Source organism: Comamonas composti DSM 21721 (assembly GCF_000429845.1).
Classification (GTDB): Bacteria; Pseudomonadota; Gammaproteobacteria; order Burkholderiales; family Burkholderiaceae_C; genus Comamonas; species Comamonas composti.
Genome location: NZ_KE386972.1, coordinates 30,298 through 47,659, shown reverse-complemented (window position 1 = coordinate 47,659; position 17,362 = coordinate 30,298). Strand labels below are relative to the sequence as shown.

Here is a 17,362-nt window from a genome sequence, read left to right as displayed (position 1 = left end):
ACCCTCGAGAAAGGCACTGCATGCAAGTTCGTCGCGCCACCAAGATCGTCGCCACTCTGGGGCCGGCTTCCAGCGATCCGCAATTGCTGGAGCAAATGGTGAACGAGGGCGTGAACGTGGTGCGCCTGAACTTCAGCCATGGCAAGGCCGAGGACCATGTCGAGCGCGCGCGGCTGGTGCGCGAAGCGGCTCAGCGTGCGGGCCGCGAGGTGGCCATCATGGCCGATCTCCAGGGGCCCAAGATACGCGTGGGCAAGTTTGCCGAAGGCCGTGTCATGCTCGAGCCCGGAGCGCGCTTCGTGCTCGACGCCTCGCGCACCGAGCCCGGCGACATCCACGGTGTGGGGCTGGATTACAAGGAGCTGCCGCGCGATGTGAGGGCCGGCGACGTGCTGCTGCTCAACGACGGTCTGATCGTGCTCACCGTCGAAGCCGTGCGCGCCGAGGCCGTGCACACCGTGGTCAAGCTCGGCGGCGAGCTGTCCAACAACAAGGGCATCAACAAGCAGGGCGGCGGCCTGACGGCACCGGCGCTCACGGCCAAGGACATGGAGGACATCAAGACCGCCATGAGCTTTCAGGCCGACTATGTGGCGGTGAGCTTTCCCAAGAACGCCACCGACATGGAAATGGCGCGCCAGCTGTGCAATGTGGCGGCCGCCGAATATGGCCACCGGCCGGGGCTGATCGCCAAGATAGAGCGGGCCGAGGCGATTCCGCGGCTTGAGGAAATTCTTGGTGCCTCGGACGGCATCATGGTGGCGCGCGGCGATCTGGCCGTCGAGGTCGGCAATGCGGCCGTGCCCGCGCTGCAGAAAAAGATGATCCGTCTGGCGCGCGCCATGGACAAGGTGGTGATCACGGCCACGCAGATGATGGAGAGCATGATCACCCACCCCGTGCCCACGCGCGCTGAGGTCAGCGATGTGGCGAATGCCGTGCTCGACGGCACGGACGCGGTCATGCTCAGCGCCGAGACCGCAGCCGGCAAATACCCGCTGGAGACGGTGCAGGAAATGGCCAAGATCTGCGCAGCCGCCGAAGCGGCCGAGGCTGCGGAATGGACACAGCGCGATGCCGACTACAGCGACCGTCACTTCAAGCGCATAGACCAGTCGATCGCACTGGGCGCGCTGTTCACGGCCGAGCATCTGGGGGCCAAGGCCATCGTCGCCATGACCGACAGCGGATCGACGGCGCTGTGGATGAGCCGCCACCGCATCCACATACCGATTTACGCGCTCACGCCCAAGGTGAGCACCCAGCGCAAGATGGCCCTGTACCGCAACGTGCGGCCCCTGCTCATGGACACCAGTGCCGATCGCGACACGGCCCTGCTCCAGGCCGAAGGCCACTTGCGTGCGCGCTCCATCGTGCAAAGCGGCGACGTCTACGCCATCACCTGCGGCGAGCCCATGGGCCAGCCCGGTGGCACGAACATGCTCAAGATCTGCAAGGTGCAATAGACCGCATCAGACGGCGCCAGGGCCGTCCGACTGCGCTGTGGCAAGGCAGAGGCGCAGCCGCATATGGCCCGCACCCGCATCTCAGCCTATAGCGGCAAGCCCATGCGCAGGCCGTGGCGCTGGCGGTTGCTGCGCCGGCGCAGCCACAGCCAGGCATGCCAGACCATGCTCGCGCTTGCCATGCCGACCAGGGCGCCGGCCATCACATCCGAGGGAAAGTGCACGCCCAGGTGCACGCGGCTCCAGGCGATGGAGGCGGCCATGAACCAGGCGACACCTGTCATCCAGGGCCTGCGGCGCGTGCAGCCCAGGCTCAGGGCCTGGGCAAAGGCAAAGGCCCCGGTCGCATGCAGGCTTGGAAAGCTGGCGCGCAAGCCATGCTCTATCCATTGCAGGCCCATGCCGAGCTGGGCCGGCCGGGGCGCAGGAAAGCCCCAGCGGATCAGGCGCGCAACCACCCAGGCCAGCAGCATGGAGGTCAGCACCAGCACGATGCTGCGGCGCATGGCCCGCGTGCCCAGCAGCAGGCCCCAGGCAACGGGAGCGATGCACAACAGCGGCAGCCAGGCAGATGCGGCGCGCGCCACGGCGATGGAGACGGCAGGCGTTTGCGCATTGGCGTTGAGCCATGCATACAAGGCAGGGTCGATGGGCAGCATGGGTGTGGAAAAGAGCGGCAGGAAAGTTTCAGCGACCAGGGCGGCGCGAGCGTGAGCAGGCGTTACGTGCACGTGAGGCCCGGTGGTGCTCTTGTATGCGCGCTGTAGCAGCCGGCTTGCGCGGTGCAAGATGCGTGACGGCCAGATCGCAAGCCCAGGCCGTGAGCCAGCACAGCCAGCCGGTCCAGAGCGTGTGGCTCATGAAATGGGCACCGCGCATCTGCTGGGCCAGACCCATGGCCAGGCCCAGCACCAAGGCTGTGGCAAGCCAGATGCAGGCCGCGCGCGCCGCATGCCGGCGCAGCGCGAAATAGCCGCTGAGGAGGGCAAAGCCTGTGGTCGCATGGCCTGCAGGAAAGCAGTGGCCGCTGCCGCCATCGGCCTGGCCCAGCGCCCAGTGCGAGACATGGCGGGCCAGGCCGCCGAACTCCGCCAGATCCCAGGGACAGCTTGTATCGCTGATGTACTTGAGGGCGGAGATAACAATCAGCGACATAAAAATGCCGGCCACGAGCTGCTCCCGCCTCGCATGCGGCAGCCGGCGCAGCACGCCCACCGGGCGCCATACGCAGAGGGTGAGACCGAGCACGGCCAGCCAGGCCAGGCGGCGTGCTCCTTCATGCGCGATCTGGAGCAAAAACCAGTTGGAGCGCAGCGCAAACCCGTCGGCGCTGCCAGACCAGTGCGCGAGCGCCAGATCCAGGCCGCTGGCATCCCAGGCCAGAACCAGAAGCAGGCCGGCCAGAGTCCATCTCAGGGTGCGCATCGGACTGGATGCGGTCAGGGTCAAGGAACTAGCGGACATGGTGGCGGCAGCGGTGGTTTCCCATGCCCGCGCAGCCTAGGTGGCGCGACTTAAGTCGGTCTTAACGTGTACCGGCGCCGCAGGGCAGCGGGGGGAGCAGCGCGCACCAGCGTGTACCAGCGCGCACAATGGCCGCATGAGAATCCTGGTGGTCGAAGACAACGAAGGCATTGCCAAGGGCTTGCAGGTCAATCTGCAGCAGCGTGGCTATGCGGTGGACTGCTGCAGCTGTGTGGCCGATGCCTGGCACGCGCTGGAGCTGGAGCATTTCGACGCCGTGCTGCTCGATTTGGGCCTGCCCGATGGCGACGGCAGCGAAATCCTGCGCAGGCTGCGCGCGCAACGGCGCAGCCTGGCCGCGCGCAGCCTTCCGGATCCGGCGCTGCCGGTGCTGATCCTGACGGCGCGCGATCAGGTCAGTGAGCGCGTGGCCGGACTCAATCTCGGCGCCGATGACTATCTGAGCAAGCCTTTCGACATGGATGAGCTCGAGGCCCGGCTGCGCGCCCTGCTGCGCCGGGCCGGGGGGCAGGCCTCGCCCGTCATCCATTACCGCGGGCTTGAAATCGACCCGGCGGCGCGCAGCGTGCGCCAGAACGGACAGCCGGTGGAGATGTCGCCGCGCGAATTTTCCGTGCTCTGGGTGCTGCTTCAGGCGCGCGGGCGCGTGCTCTCGCGTTCGCAGATCGAGGAGCACCTCTACGACTGGGGCTCGGCCGTGGAGAGCAATGCGGTCGAGGTCCACATTCACCACCTGCGCAAGAAGCTGGGCAGCAGCTGCATCGTCACCATGCGCGGCGTGGGCTATTTCCTCGCGCCCGAGGACGCCGCGTGAACGCTCTGCCCCGGAGCCGCCGCAGGCCCTCGCTGCTCTGGCATCTGATGGCCTGGATGCTCGGGGCCCTGGTCCTGGTCTGGGGCAGCTTTGTCATCCTGGGCTACAAGACCGGCGTGCACGAGGCGGACGAGCTCACGGACGGGCAACTCGCCAGCGTGGCCTCGCTGCTTCTCAATGTGCGTGTTCAAGGCGGGGTGGGGCAGGAGCTGATCACGCCCCTGCATGAACCTCATGGCCTGCATGCCCATGATTACCAGCAATCGTTGAGCGTGGTGCTGTGGGACGAGGGCGGACAACTGGTCTTGCGTACCGGTGAGGCGTCCGTGCCCGACTTCGGAATAGGCCAGGGTTTTGCGACGCTGAGCCTGGGGCCGGACGGGCGGGCCTGGCGCAGCTTCACGCAATGGAGCCGGGACCGTACGCGCAAGATCTGCGTGATGCTGGAGCTGCAGCAGCGCGATGAACTGGCCAAGGACATCGCGGGGCAGATGATAGAGCCGGGACTGTGGCTGCTGCCGGTGGTGGCCCTGGCGCTGGGCCTGGCCATCCGCCGCGGCATGCGACCTTTGCACGAACTCTCGGACGAGGTGGAAAAGCTCGACCTTGGCCGGGACGAGCGCGTCTCCGGCCGGCATGCGCTGCAGGAGTTTCTGCCCGTGGTCCATTCCATCAATACCTTGCTCGATCGACAGCAGCAGGCACTGGAGCGCGAACGCAATCTGGCAAATGAAGTCGCGCATGAGCTGCGCACCCCCTTGTCCTCCATCGCATTGCAGGCCAAGGCCCTGGGCGGCGAGCTCGATGCCCAGGCCCGGCATCAGGCGCTGGAGCGCATAGGGCGCGATGCCTTGCACGCCGGCCATGTGCTGAGCCAGTTGCTGGCCCTGGCGCGTGCGGACCGCAGCATGCAGGCCGAAGCACCCGAGACGGTGGACCTTGCGGCGCTGGCGCGCCAGGTCGTGGCCGACCACGGGCAGGCCGCATGGAGGCGTGACTGCACGCTCGCGGTTCAGGCGCCCCGGCGGCTTCTGGTCCAGGGCAATGCCGTGCTGCTGGAGATGGCCGTGCGCAACCTCGTGGAAAACGCGATCAAGCACACGCCGTCGGGCACGCGCATCGAACTGCAGGCCGGCATGGGAGCCCAGGGTGGTGCCTGGGTACAGGTCTGCGATGACGGGCGCCGCGAGGAGCGGCCCGGCACGGCCAGTCCGGCCGACAGCCTGCATCTCGGCCATGAGATCGTGGCGCGGGTCATGCGCGCCCACTTCGGGCGCTTTTCCCAGCCTGCCGCTCCCGCAGGTTTTACAACCTGCTACAGGGTGGAGATCCCCGGGGGGGCTTTTGTATCCGCTGGTTAGAATCAAGACCTGTCTGCGCACGCCCCCGCGACCATTGCCGCGCCAGGACACCGCTTTTCAAACCTTAGAACGGACTCTAGACATGCCTCTTATCTCGATGCGTGAAATGCTCGACCATGCTGCTGAAAACGGCTATGGCATCCCCGCCTTCAACGTCAACAACCTGGAGCAGGTCCAGGCCGTGATGTCGGCGGCGGACGAAGTCGGCGCACCCGTGATCCTGCAGGCCAGCGCTGGCGCCCGCAAATACGCAGGCGAGCCCTTCATCAAGCATTTGATCCAGGCCGCCGCCGAGATGTACCCCCACATCCCCCTGGTGATGCACCAGGATCACGGCACCACGCCCGACATCTGCCAGGGTGCGCTGAACCTGGGCTTTGGCTCGGTGATGATGGACGGCTCGCTGATGAGCGACGGCAAGACCCCTTCGTCCTTCGACTACAACGTCGACGTGACCCAGCAGGTCGTGGCCATGGCCCACAAGATCGGTGCCACCGTGGAAGGCGAGCTGGGCTGCCTGGGCAACCTGGAAACCGGTGAAGCCGGCGAGGAAGACGGCATCGGCGCCGAAGGCAAGCTGGACCACAGCCAGATGCTGACCGACCCCGAGGAAGCTGCCCAGTTCGTGCAGGCCACGCAGCTGGACGCGCTGGCAATCGCCATCGGCACCAGCCATGGCGCCTACAAGTTCAGCCGTCCCCCCACAGGGGACATCCTGGCCATTTCCCGCGTCAAGGAAATCCACGCCCGCATCCCCAACACCCACCTGGTGATGCATGGCTCGTCTTCCGTGCCCCAGGAGCTGCTGGCCATCATCAACCAGTACGGCGGCAAGATGAAGGAAACCTATGGCGTGCCCGTCAAGGAAATCCAGGAAGCCATCAAGTTCGGCGTGCGCAAGATCAACATCGACACCGACATCCGCCTGGCCATGACCGGCGCGGTGCGCAAGTTCATGGCCGAGAACCCCGACAAGTTCGACGCCCGCGAATGGCTCAAGCCCGCGCGCGAAGCGGCCAAGCAAGTGTGCAAGGCCCGCTATCTGGAGTTCGGCTGCGAAGGCCAGGGCGGCAAGATCAAGGGCTATACGCTGGAGCAAATGGCCGCAAGGTATGCTTCAGGGGCACTCAAGCAGCTCGTGAACTAAGAAGACTTGGCAACCAGGGGCTGTTTGGGTCCCTGGTGGGTCAACCCGCCGGCCTTGCCTGCGGGTTTTTTTTTGCAGCAGCCACCTTCGCGACATGAACCTAGGGTAAACCTGGGTTTAGCCTAGTATCGAACGATCGTGCTTTTTATCAGAATCGCGGAATTCGTCAATGACATCCGGAGAGACCTTGTATGAGTGAACGTCCATGGTTGAGCGCTTATCCAGAGGGCGTGCCCGCCGATATCGATCCTTCGCAATACCCATCGCTGGTAGCGCTGATGGAGGAAGCCTTCGGCCGCTATGCCAACAGTCCTGCCTATTCCTTCATGGGGCAGGAATTCAGCTATTCCAGGGTGGATGAGCAAAGCCGCTTGTTGGGCGCCTATCTGCAAGGCCTGGGCCTGGAGCGCGGCGACCGTGTGGCGCTGATGATGCCCAACGTCGTGCAGTACCCGGTAGCCGTGGCGGCCGTGCTGCGGGCAGGCTTTGTCGTGGTGAACGTGAATCCGCTGTACACCTCGCGCGAGCTGGAGCACCAGCTCAAGGATTCGGGCGCCAAGGCTATTGTCATCATCGAAAACTTCGCGCACACGCTGCAGCAGTGCATTGCGCAAACCCAGGTCAAGCATGTGGTGCTGTGCTCCATGGGCGATCAGCTGGGCCTGCTCAAGGGTCTGATCGTCAATTACGTGGTGCGCAAGGTCAAGAAGCTGGTGCCGCCGTTCTCACTGCCTGGTGCGGTGCGCTACAACGACGCCTTGCGCAAGGGCGCAGGTCTGCGCTTTGCGGCGCCCCAGCTCCAGCCCGACGACATGGCCCTGCTCCAGTACACGGGCGGGACCACGGGCGTGAGCAAGGGCGCCGTGCTACTGCACCGCAACATCCTGGCCAATGTCCTGCAGGCCGAGGCCTGGAACGAGCCGGTGATGAAGAAGGTGCCCGCAGGCGAGCAGCCCACCAGCATTTGCGCGCTGCCGCTCTATCACATCTTCGCGTTCACCGTGAACATGATGCTGGGCATGCGCACGGGCGGGAAAACCATTCTGATTCCGAACCCGCGCGATCTCAAGGCCACGCTCAAGGATTTGTCCAAGCAGCGCTTTCACAGCTTCCCGGCGGTCAATACCCTGTTCAACGGCCTGGCCAACCACCCCGACTTCAATACCGTGGATTGGTCTCACCTCAAGGTCTCCGTGGGCGGCGGCATGGCCGTGCAAAGCGCGGTGGCCCAGCTGTGGCTCAAAAAGACCGGCTGTCCCATCTGCGAAGGCTACGGGCTCTCGGAAACCAGTCCCACGGTCAGCTGCAACCCCGTGACCTCGACCGAGTTCACGGGAACTATTGGCGTGCCCCTGCCCAGCACCTATGTGAAGCTTGTGGATGACGAAGGCCGTACCGTGACCGAGCTTGGCCAGCGCGGCGAGGTCTCGGTCAAGGGCCCCCAGGTCATGAGCGGCTACTGGCAGCGCCCGGACGAGACCGCCCAGGTCTTCACCGAAGACGGCTACTTTCGCACGGGCGACATAGGCACCATGGACGAGCACGGCTATATCAAGATCGTCGATCGCAAGAAGGACATGGTGCTGGTCAGCGGCTTCAACGTCTATCCGAACGAGGTCGAGGACGTGGTCGCCAATCTGCCCGGAGTGCTGGAATGTGCGGTGGTTGGCGTGCCTGACGACAAGACCGGTGAAGCCGTGAAGCTGGTCATCGTGCGCAAGGATGAAAGCCTGACCGAACAGGCCGTGCGCGACTACTGCCATGCGAATCTCACGGGCTACAAGCGGCCACGCATCATCGAGTTCCGCACCGAACTGCCCAAGACTCCCGTGGGCAAGATTCTCCGCCGGGAGCTGCGGGGGTGAAATAAAGCACTCCCTGGCCCGCCTCCGGCACCTTCCCGGGGCTGCTCAGGGGGGCGGAGTGGCCCTCCTCGGTGCCCCTGGCTGGGGGCACGCCAGCTTTTGGCGCCGTACCCTGGGATCCCCATATTGAAAGAGCGCCCTGGAGGCGCTCTTTCAATATGGGAAGCGACAGTTTTAGTTTGAGAAATTTATGAAGATTGCGATTTTGAGCGCCTTGGCCGAGGAGCAGAAAGGTCTGGTTCAGACCATGGCCGATGTTCGGAGCGTGGCCCATGCGGGACGCGTGTTCTGGCAGGGGCAGCTGCATGGGCACGACGTGGTCTGTGCGCTGTCCGGCATAGGCAAGGTCGCTGCGGCGACCACGGCCACGGCCTTGATCGAGCGCTTCGGCGTCAGGCGCATCGTCTTCACGGGCGTGGCCGGAGGCCTGGGTCAGGGCGTGCAGGTTGGCGACATCGTGATTGCCGATGCATATCTGCAGCATGACCTCGATGCCTCGCCCATTTTTCCGCGCTGGGAAATGCCGGGTTATGGGCGCACGAGTCTGGCCTGCGATGCGGATATGACGCCGCTCTTGCTGGCTGCTGCCCAGGCCTGCGTGGACGGCAGCACCGAGGACTTGCGCGCCCGCCATGCAAGCACGCCGCCGCGTGCCCATCTGGGCCTGATTGCGAGCGGCGACCAGTTCGTGAGCCAGGCCAGAGCCTCGCAAGCGCTGACGCAAGAGCTGCAGGCTGCAGGCCATGCCGTGCTGGCGGTGGAGATGGAGGGTGCAGCCGTGGCCCAGACCTGCCTGGATTACGGCATTCCCTTTGCGGCCATGCGCACCATTTCCGACCGGGCCGATGACAGCGCCCATGTGGACTTTGCCGAGTTCGTGCGCAGCGTGGCCAGTCGTTATGCACAGCGCGTGGTGCTCGATTTTCTGCAGCGCCTAGAGCGGCTCCCCAGCGTCGAGGCCCGTTGAGCCATTGCCGGATCTCGCGGCCTGGCGAGGCCAGGTGAGCCCGGGCAGCCTGCCTGCCAGGGCTCCCTCTGGAGCTCAGGAGGGCGGGGCTACTTCAGCCATCCGCGCTTGCGGAAGTACAGCATCGGACCCAGGGCGCTGGCAATCATCAGGATGACGACATACACATAGCCGTATTCCCAGTGGAGCTCGGGCATGTGCGCGAAGTTCATGCCGTACACGCTGGCGATCAGCGTGGGCGGCAGCAGGGCCACGCTGGCCACGGAGAAGATCTTGATGATCTTGTTCTGGTTGATGTTGATGAAGCCCACGGTGGCATCCATCAGGAAGTTGATCTTGTCGAACAGGAAGGCGGTGTGGCTGTCCAGCGACTCGATGTCGCGCAGGATCTGGCGCGCCTCCTCGAACTGCTCGGCATTGAGCATCTTGGAGCGCATCATGAAGCTCACCGCGCGGCGCGTGTCCATGACGTTGCGACGTATGCGGCCGTTCAAGTCCTCCTGGCGCGCAATGGCGCCCAGCACCTGGCGTGCGACTTCGTCGGTCACATCGCCCGAGAGCACGAGCTTGCTGGCTTTTTCGAGGTCGTCGTAAATGCCTTCCAGCGTGTCGGCCGAGTATTCGGCATCGGCGTCGAACAGGTTGAGCAGTACGTCCTTGGCTTCGTCGATGAGGCCGGGCGCGCGGCGTGCGCGCATGCGCAGCAGCCGGAACACGGGCACGTCCTCATCATGGATCGAGAACAGCACGCCGCAGCTGCGCAGGTTTTTGTTGTGTTCGTTGAGGATGAAGGCCACGCGCACCGAGCGCGGATTTTCGTCATCGATCAGAAAGTCGCTGCGGATGTGCAGCTCGCCATTATCTTCTTCGTAAAAGCGCGCCGACTCCTCGATGTCGTCGTCCATGGCGTCTTCGGGAATCGACAGCTCGTAGTGCTGTTTGATCCAGCGCTTTTCTTCCAGGGTCGGAGACTCGAGATCGACCCATATGGGCTGAAAGTGGGACAGCTCTTCCAGCGACTCTATTTCTTCTTGCACCAAGCGGCCATTGGCCAGCGTAAAGATGTTGAGCATAGGCTCACTCCCAGGATTTCTTCTCAGGCTTGCGGTGATTCAGGGCTGCTTTCAACCCCGCAGACTGGCTGGGAGTTGAAAGCTACCAACTGGGGTAGGTTTCCACGGAGCTCTCTCCTTGTTCAAAGCCCGCAATTATGCAGCGTTGCACTGCAGCATATGGTGTGTGGATGTCAATCTGCAGGCGTACCAGGGGGCATGTAGCTCTTTGTCACCAAATTGTGCGCCCGGCACAGATCGGCCCAGGCTCCGGCCTTGGCCTGGGGGGCTCGCAGCAGGTAATGCGGGTCGTAGCTGACCACGGTTGGAACCTGGCCCAGGCGGTGAGGCTCGGCGCGCAAACGGCCCAGGGCGTCGCTGCGCCCCAGCACGGCCCGCGCCACGGCCAGACCCAGAATGAGCACGCAGGCGGGTTGAAGCTCTTCAAGCATGTGCGCCAGGTCCGGGCCCAGGGCCTGGCCCGTGGCGCCCTGTTCCGGTGTGCTCGCACGCTGCAGGGCGGCGCTGAAAACACGCGGGTGTTCGTGCAGCCTGAGGGCCCGCAGCATATTGTCCAGAAGTCTGGCGGCATCGCCTTCGAGCACGGAGCGAGCGCACTCGAGGCCGGGGCGCTGGGCCGCAGACTGCGGCAAGGGGTGGGCCGAGGCATCGACCAGGATCAGCCAGCCTGCATCGGGCGCGGGCCGGCCTGCCGCTCCAGGGTAGACCAGTTGGGCCGCGCCCAGTTGCCAGCCCGAGGCCTGAATTGCCTGGCTGGCCGGGGCCTGGCGCTGAATCGCAGAGGGGGGGGGGGGTACTGGATGGGCCTTCGGGTGCTGGGCAGATGCCGGGGGCGGCTCCTGCAAGGGCGGATGCTCTGCCCTTGCCCGCTGCTGGTCATGGCTTTGCGGCGCGCCGGCACTGGCCTGGTCCAGGGACGGCTTTCGCATGCTGCCTTCTGGGGGCGGGAGTGCTTCTGCGTTGGCCGGCAGCCCGTGAGCGGCTGCCGTTTCTGCAAGCCGGGTCACGGGCCCGGGCTGCCAGACCGTGATGCCCATGGCTTTCAGCATGGCCTGCTGTCGGGCGTCCAGATTCAAGACCATAGTTCGAGACTCATGAGCACCGCATGCTCGCGCGGGCCGTCGTGCATGGGGTAGTAGTTCTTGCGCAGGCCCACTTCCTGAAAGCCGTGGGTGCTGTAGATTGCGCGCGCACGCAGATTGCTCTCGCGCACCTCCAGCCAGATCCAGCGGGCCTGACGCTGGCGGGCCCACAGGGCCAGGGCGTCGAGCAGGATCCTGGCCCATCCCTGGCGCTGGTATGCGGGGGCAACGGTGATGTTGAGCAAGTGGACTTCGTCGAGCACGACCATGGCGACAAAGTAGCCAACCAGCTCTCCCTGGTCGCTGACCAGCAGCTGGGTCTCGTTGCCGGCTGCCATGGCATCGATGAAGTTGCCGCGCGACCAGGGGTGGCTGTAGGCCTGGTGTTCCACGGGCAGCAAATGATCCAGCCACAGGGCATTGAGTGGCTCGAAGCGCACGCGCTCAGGGACCGATCCCTGGCGGTCGGCCGGTGTGGAGGATGTGCTGGGCGAGAAGGTCATGCGGCAAAGTGCGGTGCGAAGGAGCGGGAGAAAACGCCGGCTCAGGCCGCTGCCGCCTGGCGCGCAGCCGCTCTTTCGGCCGTGGTCTGTGCGACTTTATCGCGGATGTAGTGCGGCAGAGCCTGGTCGGCGGGGACGGCCAGGCCTTGTGCAAGCAGGGCCGGCGCCAGCCGCAGCATGGCCTCGGCCGTGGGCAGAGCCTGCAGGTGACGAGCCTGGGGCGCGAGCCTGCTGCCGTAGGCGGCCTGGGCGTTGCCCGCAACCACGGTGCCGGTCGGCAGGTCCAGGGCCTCGGGCGCGCAAAGACCGAAATCGGCCATGCTGCTCCATTTGCCTTGTCGCCAGTGAAAAGCCGCATGGTAGACCTCGTTCATGCGTGCATCGAGCACGGCAACCAGGGCCTCGCAGCCATGCTGGGCGCGCGCCTGCTCGGCCACGGCCAGCAGGCTGTCCACGGGGAGAACGGGAATGCGGGCCGCAAAGGCCAGGCCCTGGGCCACGGCGCAGGCCGTGCGCAGGCCCGTGAAGGAGCCTGGGCCCCGGCCGAAGGCAATTGCCTGCAGCTCTGAAAATCCCAGGCCCGCCTGGGCCATGAGCGCCTTGATGGCAGGAATCAGCTGGGCCGAGCTTTGCGCACCCCCAGGCCCGCTCGATTGCCAGTTGGCCTGGCCTTTCTGCACGGCGATGGAAAAGGTATCGGTACTGGTGTCTAGGGCAAGAAGATTCATGGCTTGAAAAGGCTCCCGGCGGCCGGGGCAAGCCCTGGATTATCCGCGCCAGGGCCGGAGTCCGCGCATCTTGCCCGCAATGACCGTCGTAGACTCGGTGCTCATGCTCAATCGTTTGCTCTCTTCATCGCGCCAGGGGCGCGGCGCCGGCGCGCGCCTTTTGCCTGGTCGCATGCCTTCTTGTCGCGCAGCTCTGGCGGCGGCCTGTCTGACCCTGCTGTCGTTTGGCATCTCTGCCCCGGCTGCAGCGCAGGCGGACAGCCGTCTGCCGCCCAAGGTCGAGGCTGCGCTGGCACGCGTCAAGCTGCCGCGCGAGGCGGTGTCCGTGTTTGTCGTCCAGGTCGATGCGGGCGCGAACACCCGGCCACGCCTGGCATGGCAGACCCAGCTGCCCATGAACCCTGCCTCGGTCATGAAGCTGGTCACCACCTATGCTGCCATGGACTTGCTGGGGCCGGCCTATGTCTGGCGCACTCCTGTTTATCTGGGTGGGCCTGTACAGCAGGGCGTGCTCAACGGCCCCCTGTATATCCAGGGTCAGGGCGATCCCAAGCTGGTCATGGAGCGGCTATGGCTCATGCTGCGCCATCTGCAGTCCCTGGGAGTGCACAGCATCCATGGCGACATCGTGCTGGATCGCAGTGCGTTCGCCTTGCCCGAGCATGATGCGGCCAGCTTCGACAATGAGCCCTGGCGGCCTTATAACGCGGGGCCTGATGCTTTGCTCATCAATTACAAGTCCATCACCGTAAACCTTGTTCCGGATGCTGCAGCCGGCATGGTCAGGCTCAGCTATGACCCTCCTCTGGCAGGCCAGCAACTGCAGGCCACGGTGCCGCTGGCCCCAGCAGGCACGGAATGCGGTGACTGGCGCACCAGGCTGCAGCTGGATATGAGCCAGCCGCAGCGCATAGGCTTTGCCGGGCAATACTCTGCGGCCTGCGGGAGCCGGGCCTGGTCTTTGGCGCCGGCTCAGCCTGAAGCCTATGCGGCCCGTGCCGTGGAAGGCATGTGGCGCGACCTGGGAGGCAAGCTCACGGGTGTGGTGCGTGAAGGTGCCGTGCCCAGGGGGCTGGCTCCGCTGTTCGAGGCCGAGTCGCCAGCCTTGGCCGAAGTGGTGCGTGATATCAACAAATACAGCAACAACGTCATGACCCAGCAGGTGTTTCTGACCCTGGGCATGGGGCGCGGCAGCCCTGCCAGTTTCGAGGCTTCGCGTCAGGTTCTGGGTCAATGGTGGCAGTCCCGCCTGGGCGGCGCAGAACCACCGGCGATTGGCAATGGCTCGGGCCTGAACCGCGAGGCGCGCATCACGGCAGCAAGCCTGGGGCTGATGCTGCAGCAGGCCTGGGCGTCGCCTGTCATGCCCGAGTTTTTGGCGTCCATGCCCGTGGTCGGCGTGGATGGGACGCTGCGCAAGAGCCAGAGCCGCTTTGCCGGACTGGCCCATCTCAAGACCGGTACGCTGCGCGATGCCTCGGCCCTGGCCGGCTATGTCCATGGGGCCAGCGGCCATCGCTATGTGCTGGTGGCTTTGGCCAACCATGCGAATGCGCCCGCTGCGCGCCCTGCATGGGATGCGCTGGTCGACTGGGTGGCGGCCCAGTAGCGTGCCGCACGGATCGTGGCGGCACAGGACTGCTGGTCGGGAAGTGCCGCCGCTGTCGGGTAGTCGGCCGCATCACCCGATCCCGCATATGTCTACACGCTTGGATCGCAGTCTGTTTCTCGCTGTACGGGGGGAATCCCCCTTGTTTCCGCAGTTTCCGGATATGTTTTCGCCCTCATACTTTTGTATATCGGTGTTTGCCCTCGTTAGTGAGCAAAAGATGCAGCGCTAACATCGGGGTCACCATAAAAGCACGATCGTGCGATTTTCTAACTCAAGGTGAGGAGCTCCATATTTTGGCAAATTCACTTCGTATCCTGGCTGCAGCGCTTGCTACAGCGGGCCTGCTGGCCGCCTGCGGCGGTGGAGACGGCAGCGACACTACGCCGCGTGCCTCCATAACCTCGGTCAAGGTGGTTGGCGACAGCCTCTCCGACAGTGGCACTTTCGGCTTCAAGTTCACGGTGCAGGCAAGTGCATCCACAGGGGCCGCTTCTTTCCAGGTCTGGACCGAGCGCGTGGCCGGCCTGTATGGGCAAACGCTGTGCGCCCATTATTCGGCCGCAGATCTGCCCTCCATTGCCAATCCGGCGATCAATGCCAGTTGCACCAACTACGCCGTGGGTGGCGCGGTGATCAACAGCGCGAATGCGGCCCTGCTGCAAACGCCCATGTCGATTCGCAAACAGTTGCAGGATGCAGCTGCAGCGGGCTTTTCTGCAACAGATTTGCTGGTGGTCGACGGCGGCTCCAACGACATGTCGGATCTGATCACCGCCTCTTTGGACACCACGAATCCGCTGGCACTGCCGGGGCTGGCCGCGACCTTGCTGGACAGCGCCACGCTGGCCGCGCTGCAGACCCAGGCCGGCACCGATACGCTGAAGTTCGGCGCTCTGGTTGGCGCTGCCTATATGCAGGCCCTGGCCAAGCAGTTTGCGGCCTCGATCACGGAAAACGCCTTGGCCAAGGGCGCAACCCATGTGGCCGTGCTCAATATCCCTGCGTTGACCCTGACCCCGCGCATCAAGGCTGTACAGGCCGGCGTCAAGCTGCAGGTGGCGGCTGCGGCGACGGCCGCCGGTGCGGATGCGGCAAGCGCCGCAGCCCAGGGCGAGGCCATGGCCGCGCAATTGGCCGTGCTCATCGATACCTGGGTGCAGGCTTACAACAGCCAGCTTGCCAGCAGCTTTGCCGGTGACGCGCGCGTGGCCATCATCGACTTCTATACCGAGCTCAAGAACCAGGTCAGCGATCCCGTGCAGTACGGATATACGAATGTGACCGATCCTGCCTGCCCGGCCTCGGGGACCGATCCGACCACCCATCTGCCTGTCTACAGCCTGCCGCTGTGCACCACGGCAGCCTTGCTGGGCAAGGATGCCACGGCCAACTGGTGGGATGGCTATTCGTTCTCGGACGACTTGCATCCCACGCCATATGGCCATACGCAGATGAGCCAACTGGCGTCGCGTGCCCTGGCCCGTGCGGGCTGGCTGTAACCGGAGGAAGCGTATGAAAGCTCTTTGGCAAACAAGCCTGGGTGTGGCGGCTTTGGCCGCATGCACGCTGGTCAGTGCGCAATCGGCGGGCTCATGGAGTGGGCGCGTGGGCGCAACCCGCATCGACCCCCAGACCAGCAGCGGCAGGCTGTCCGCGCCCTCCTTTCGGGACACGCGGGTAGACGTCGAGGCTGCCAATCAGGTCTCTGGCGGCATTTCCTACATGGTGACTGACAACTGGGCGCTGGATCTTCCGCTGGCGCTGCCGTTCAAGCACGACTTCGTGGGTGACGGTGCGATCGCTGGCGTGGGCAAGCTGGGCCAGACCAAGGTCTTGCCCATGACCTTGTTCGCCGAATATCGCTTTGGCGAGGCGAATGCGCGCTTCAGACCCTATCTGGGCCTGGGCATTACCTATGCGTGGTTCTCGAAGGAGCGCACCACGGCGGCCATGAACGGGTTGACAGGTGGCACGCTTGCCAATCCCACGACGGCCTCGATCGACAACAAGTGGGGCATTACGCCCAAGATCGGCCTGATCTACAGTATCAATGAGCGCTGGTTCGTGGATGCTGCTTTCTACAAGAGCTATCTCAAGACCACCACGCATTTGTCCACGGGCCAGAGCATCAACATCAAGCTCAATCCCAATGTGTATGCGATCTCGGTGGGCTACCGGTTCTAGGGCTTGATACTTCGACAAAAGAGGGCGCCGGCGGCGCCCTCTTTTTCATGCAGCAGGTGTCCTGTCTTCAGGCCGCAGCTGCGGCGCGCGTCAGGCGGTCGCGCACGCCTTCCCACTCGGGTGTGTCGGGGGGGCTCTCTATCCAGATGAGCTGGACGCCCAGTTGGTCGAATTCGCGCAGCATGCCGAACAGCTCGCGTGCTGCGGCCTGAGGCTCGCCAGGCATGAGGCGCAGCGTGATGTTGCGCGAGGCTGTGCTCAAAGGGCTGCGGTGGTAGACGGCCAGGTTCCGGGCATCGGCACCCAGAATATCCAGGCCCGCCTGTAGTTGCTTGTATTCCATCAGCCGCACCTTGGCGTTCGGTGCGTAATGCGCCAAAAGCGTGCCGGAGGCGCGCGGGGTATGCGCTGGCAGCTCTTCTTTGGAGAGCGGGCGCAGGCCGCAGGCGCGTTCTATGTCGTCGCGGGTGATGGCGCCGGGGCGCAGCAGCACGGGCACGCCGCGCGTGCAGTCGACTATTGTGGATTCAATGCCCACTTCGCAGGCGCTGCCGTCGAGCACCAGCAGAGCGTCGCCAAACTCGCTGGCCACATGGGCGGCCGTGGTGGGGCTGACGCGGCCGAACTTGTTGGCGCTGGGCGCGGACACGCCCCACACCGGCGGGTTCAAGCCCTGGCAGGCCTGGAGCACGGCATGGGCCACGGGGTGGGAGGGGCAGCGCAGGCCCACGCTGTCCTGGCCGCCGGTGGAGGCCTTGGCCGCATGGGGCAGGCGCGGCAGGATGAGGGTCAGCGGGCCGGGCCAGAAGGCGTCGATCAGCTGCTGGGCAAACAGCGGCACTTCCTTGGCATAGCGGGTGATGGCCGCGCTATCGGCCACATGCACGATCAGGGGATGTGAGGCCGGCCGGCCCTTGGCCGCAAAAATCTGCGCCACGGCGGCATCGTTGTCGCTGTCGGCGGCCAGGCCGTACACGGTTTCGGTGGGCAGGCCCAGCAACTGGCCTGCTTGCAGGGCTGCGGCAGCGGCCTGGACCGAGGCGTCCAGCTTTCCATCCAGAATCACATGACTTCC

The 17,362-nt window shown here is 64.9% G+C and carries 16 protein-coding genes; 9 read left to right on the top strand and 7 right to left on the bottom strand.

Annotation, left to right across the window (positions count from 1 at the left end):
• Positions 1 to 20 precede the first annotated feature (20 nt).
• Positions 21 to 1,466 (top strand): pyruvate kinase, encoded by a 1,446-nt coding sequence (gene pyk, locus G486_RS0118895; protein ID WP_027016939.1) that lies wholly within the window; start codon positions 21 to 23, stop codon positions 1,464 to 1,466.
• Positions 1,467 to 1,552: 86 nt separating this feature from the next.
• Here pyk and G486_RS0118890 read toward each other — a convergent pair whose 3' ends face one another.
• Entirely contained in the window at positions 1,553 to 2,125 is a 573-nt protein-coding gene (locus G486_RS0118890) for a phosphatase PAP2 family protein (RefSeq protein WP_027016938.1), read from the bottom strand.
• A 28-nt stretch (positions 2,126 to 2,153) separates the two neighbouring features.
• Positions 2,154 to 2,930 carry a phosphatase PAP2 family protein gene (locus G486_RS22835; protein WP_084455445.1) on the bottom strand — a complete coding sequence of 259 codons (777 nt, stop codon included), beginning with the start codon at positions 2,928 to 2,930 and terminating at the stop codon, positions 2,154 to 2,156.
• A 136-nt stretch (positions 2,931 to 3,066) separates the two neighbouring features.
• Between G486_RS22835 and G486_RS0118880 the strand changes: the two genes are divergently transcribed.
• The 5 genes from G486_RS0118880 to G486_RS0118860 all read left to right on the top strand — a co-directional run bounded on the left by G486_RS0118880 (position 3,067) and on the right by G486_RS0118860 (position 9,105).
• Positions 3,067 to 3,765 carry a response regulator transcription factor gene (locus tag G486_RS0118880; protein WP_027016937.1) on the top strand — a complete coding sequence of 233 codons (699 nt, stop codon included), beginning with the start codon at positions 3,067 to 3,069 and terminating at the stop codon, positions 3,763 to 3,765.
• Between the two features lie 47 nt (positions 3,766 to 3,812).
• Positions 3,813 to 5,126 (top strand): two-component sensor histidine kinase, encoded by a 1,314-nt coding sequence (locus G486_RS0118875; RefSeq protein WP_051303693.1) that lies wholly within the window; start codon positions 3,813 to 3,815, stop codon positions 5,124 to 5,126.
• A gap of 82 nt (positions 5,127 to 5,208) precedes the next feature.
• Complete coding sequence (gene fba, locus G486_RS0118870) at positions 5,209 to 6,273, top strand: class II fructose-bisphosphate aldolase (protein WP_027016935.1); 1,065 nt, start codon at positions 5,209 to 5,211, stop codon at positions 6,271 to 6,273.
• A gap of 191 nt (positions 6,274 to 6,464) precedes the next feature.
• The gene (locus G486_RS0118865; protein ID WP_027016934.1) at positions 6,465 to 8,138 is read left to right on the top strand and encodes a long-chain-fatty-acid--CoA ligase; all 1,674 of its coding nucleotides are present in this window, start codon (positions 6,465 to 6,467) and stop codon (positions 8,136 to 8,138) included.
• A 190-nt stretch (positions 8,139 to 8,328) separates the two neighbouring features.
• Positions 8,329 to 9,105 (top strand): 5'-methylthioadenosine/adenosylhomocysteine nucleosidase, encoded by a 777-nt coding sequence (locus G486_RS0118860; protein ID WP_027016933.1) that lies wholly within the window; start codon positions 8,329 to 8,331, stop codon positions 9,103 to 9,105.
• Between the two features lie 89 nt (positions 9,106 to 9,194).
• On the opposite strand, the gene corA is transcribed toward G486_RS0118860, so the two are convergent.
• From corA to tsaB, 4 genes are all read right to left on the bottom strand, one after another.
• On the bottom strand, positions 9,195 to 10,178 hold the full coding sequence (gene corA, locus G486_RS0118855; protein ID WP_027016932.1) for a magnesium/cobalt transporter CorA: 984 nt from the start codon (positions 10,176 to 10,178) through the stop codon (positions 9,195 to 9,197).
• Between the two features lie 173 nt (positions 10,179 to 10,351).
• Positions 10,352 to 11,107 carry a uracil-DNA glycosylase family protein gene (locus G486_RS0118850; protein ID WP_342667347.1) on the bottom strand — a complete coding sequence of 252 codons (756 nt, stop codon included), beginning with the start codon at positions 11,105 to 11,107 and terminating at the stop codon, positions 10,352 to 10,354.
• 143 nt (positions 11,108 to 11,250) lie between these two features.
• Positions 11,251 to 11,763 carry a ribosomal protein S18-alanine N-acetyltransferase gene (gene rimI / locus G486_RS0118845; protein WP_027016930.1) on the bottom strand — a complete coding sequence of 171 codons (513 nt, stop codon included), beginning with the start codon at positions 11,761 to 11,763 and terminating at the stop codon, positions 11,251 to 11,253.
• Between the two features lie 41 nt (positions 11,764 to 11,804).
• The gene (gene tsaB, locus G486_RS0118840) at positions 11,805 to 12,491 is read right to left on the bottom strand and encodes a tRNA (adenosine(37)-N6)-threonylcarbamoyltransferase complex dimerization subunit type 1 TsaB (RefSeq protein ID WP_027016929.1); all 687 of its coding nucleotides are present in this window, start codon (positions 12,489 to 12,491) and stop codon (positions 11,805 to 11,807) included.
• Positions 12,492 to 12,663: 172 nt separating this feature from the next.
• Between tsaB and dacB the strand changes: the two genes are divergently transcribed.
• From dacB to G486_RS0118825, 3 genes are all read left to right on the top strand, one after another.
• Positions 12,664 to 14,100, top strand: coding sequence for a D-alanyl-D-alanine carboxypeptidase/D-alanyl-D-alanine endopeptidase (gene dacB, locus G486_RS0118835; RefSeq protein ID WP_034388526.1), 1,437 nt, complete (start codon positions 12,664 to 12,666; stop codon positions 14,098 to 14,100).
• A 296-nt stretch (positions 14,101 to 14,396) separates the two neighbouring features.
• A complete protein-coding gene (locus G486_RS0118830) occupies positions 14,397 to 15,602 on the top strand; it encodes an SGNH/GDSL hydrolase family protein (RefSeq protein ID WP_027016927.1) in 1,206 nt (401 codons plus the stop codon).
• Positions 15,603 to 15,615: 13 nt separating this feature from the next.
• Positions 15,616 to 16,287 carry an OmpW/AlkL family protein gene (locus G486_RS0118825; RefSeq protein ID WP_027016926.1) on the top strand — a complete coding sequence of 224 codons (672 nt, stop codon included), beginning with the start codon at positions 15,616 to 15,618 and terminating at the stop codon, positions 16,285 to 16,287.
• A 67-nt stretch (positions 16,288 to 16,354) separates the two neighbouring features.
• Here G486_RS0118825 and G486_RS0118820 read toward each other — a convergent pair whose 3' ends face one another.
• Positions 16,355 to 17,353, bottom strand: coding sequence for an L-threonylcarbamoyladenylate synthase (locus G486_RS0118820; protein ID WP_027016925.1), 999 nt, complete (start codon positions 17,351 to 17,353; stop codon positions 16,355 to 16,357).
• Between the last annotated feature and the right edge of the window lie 9 nt (positions 17,354 to 17,362).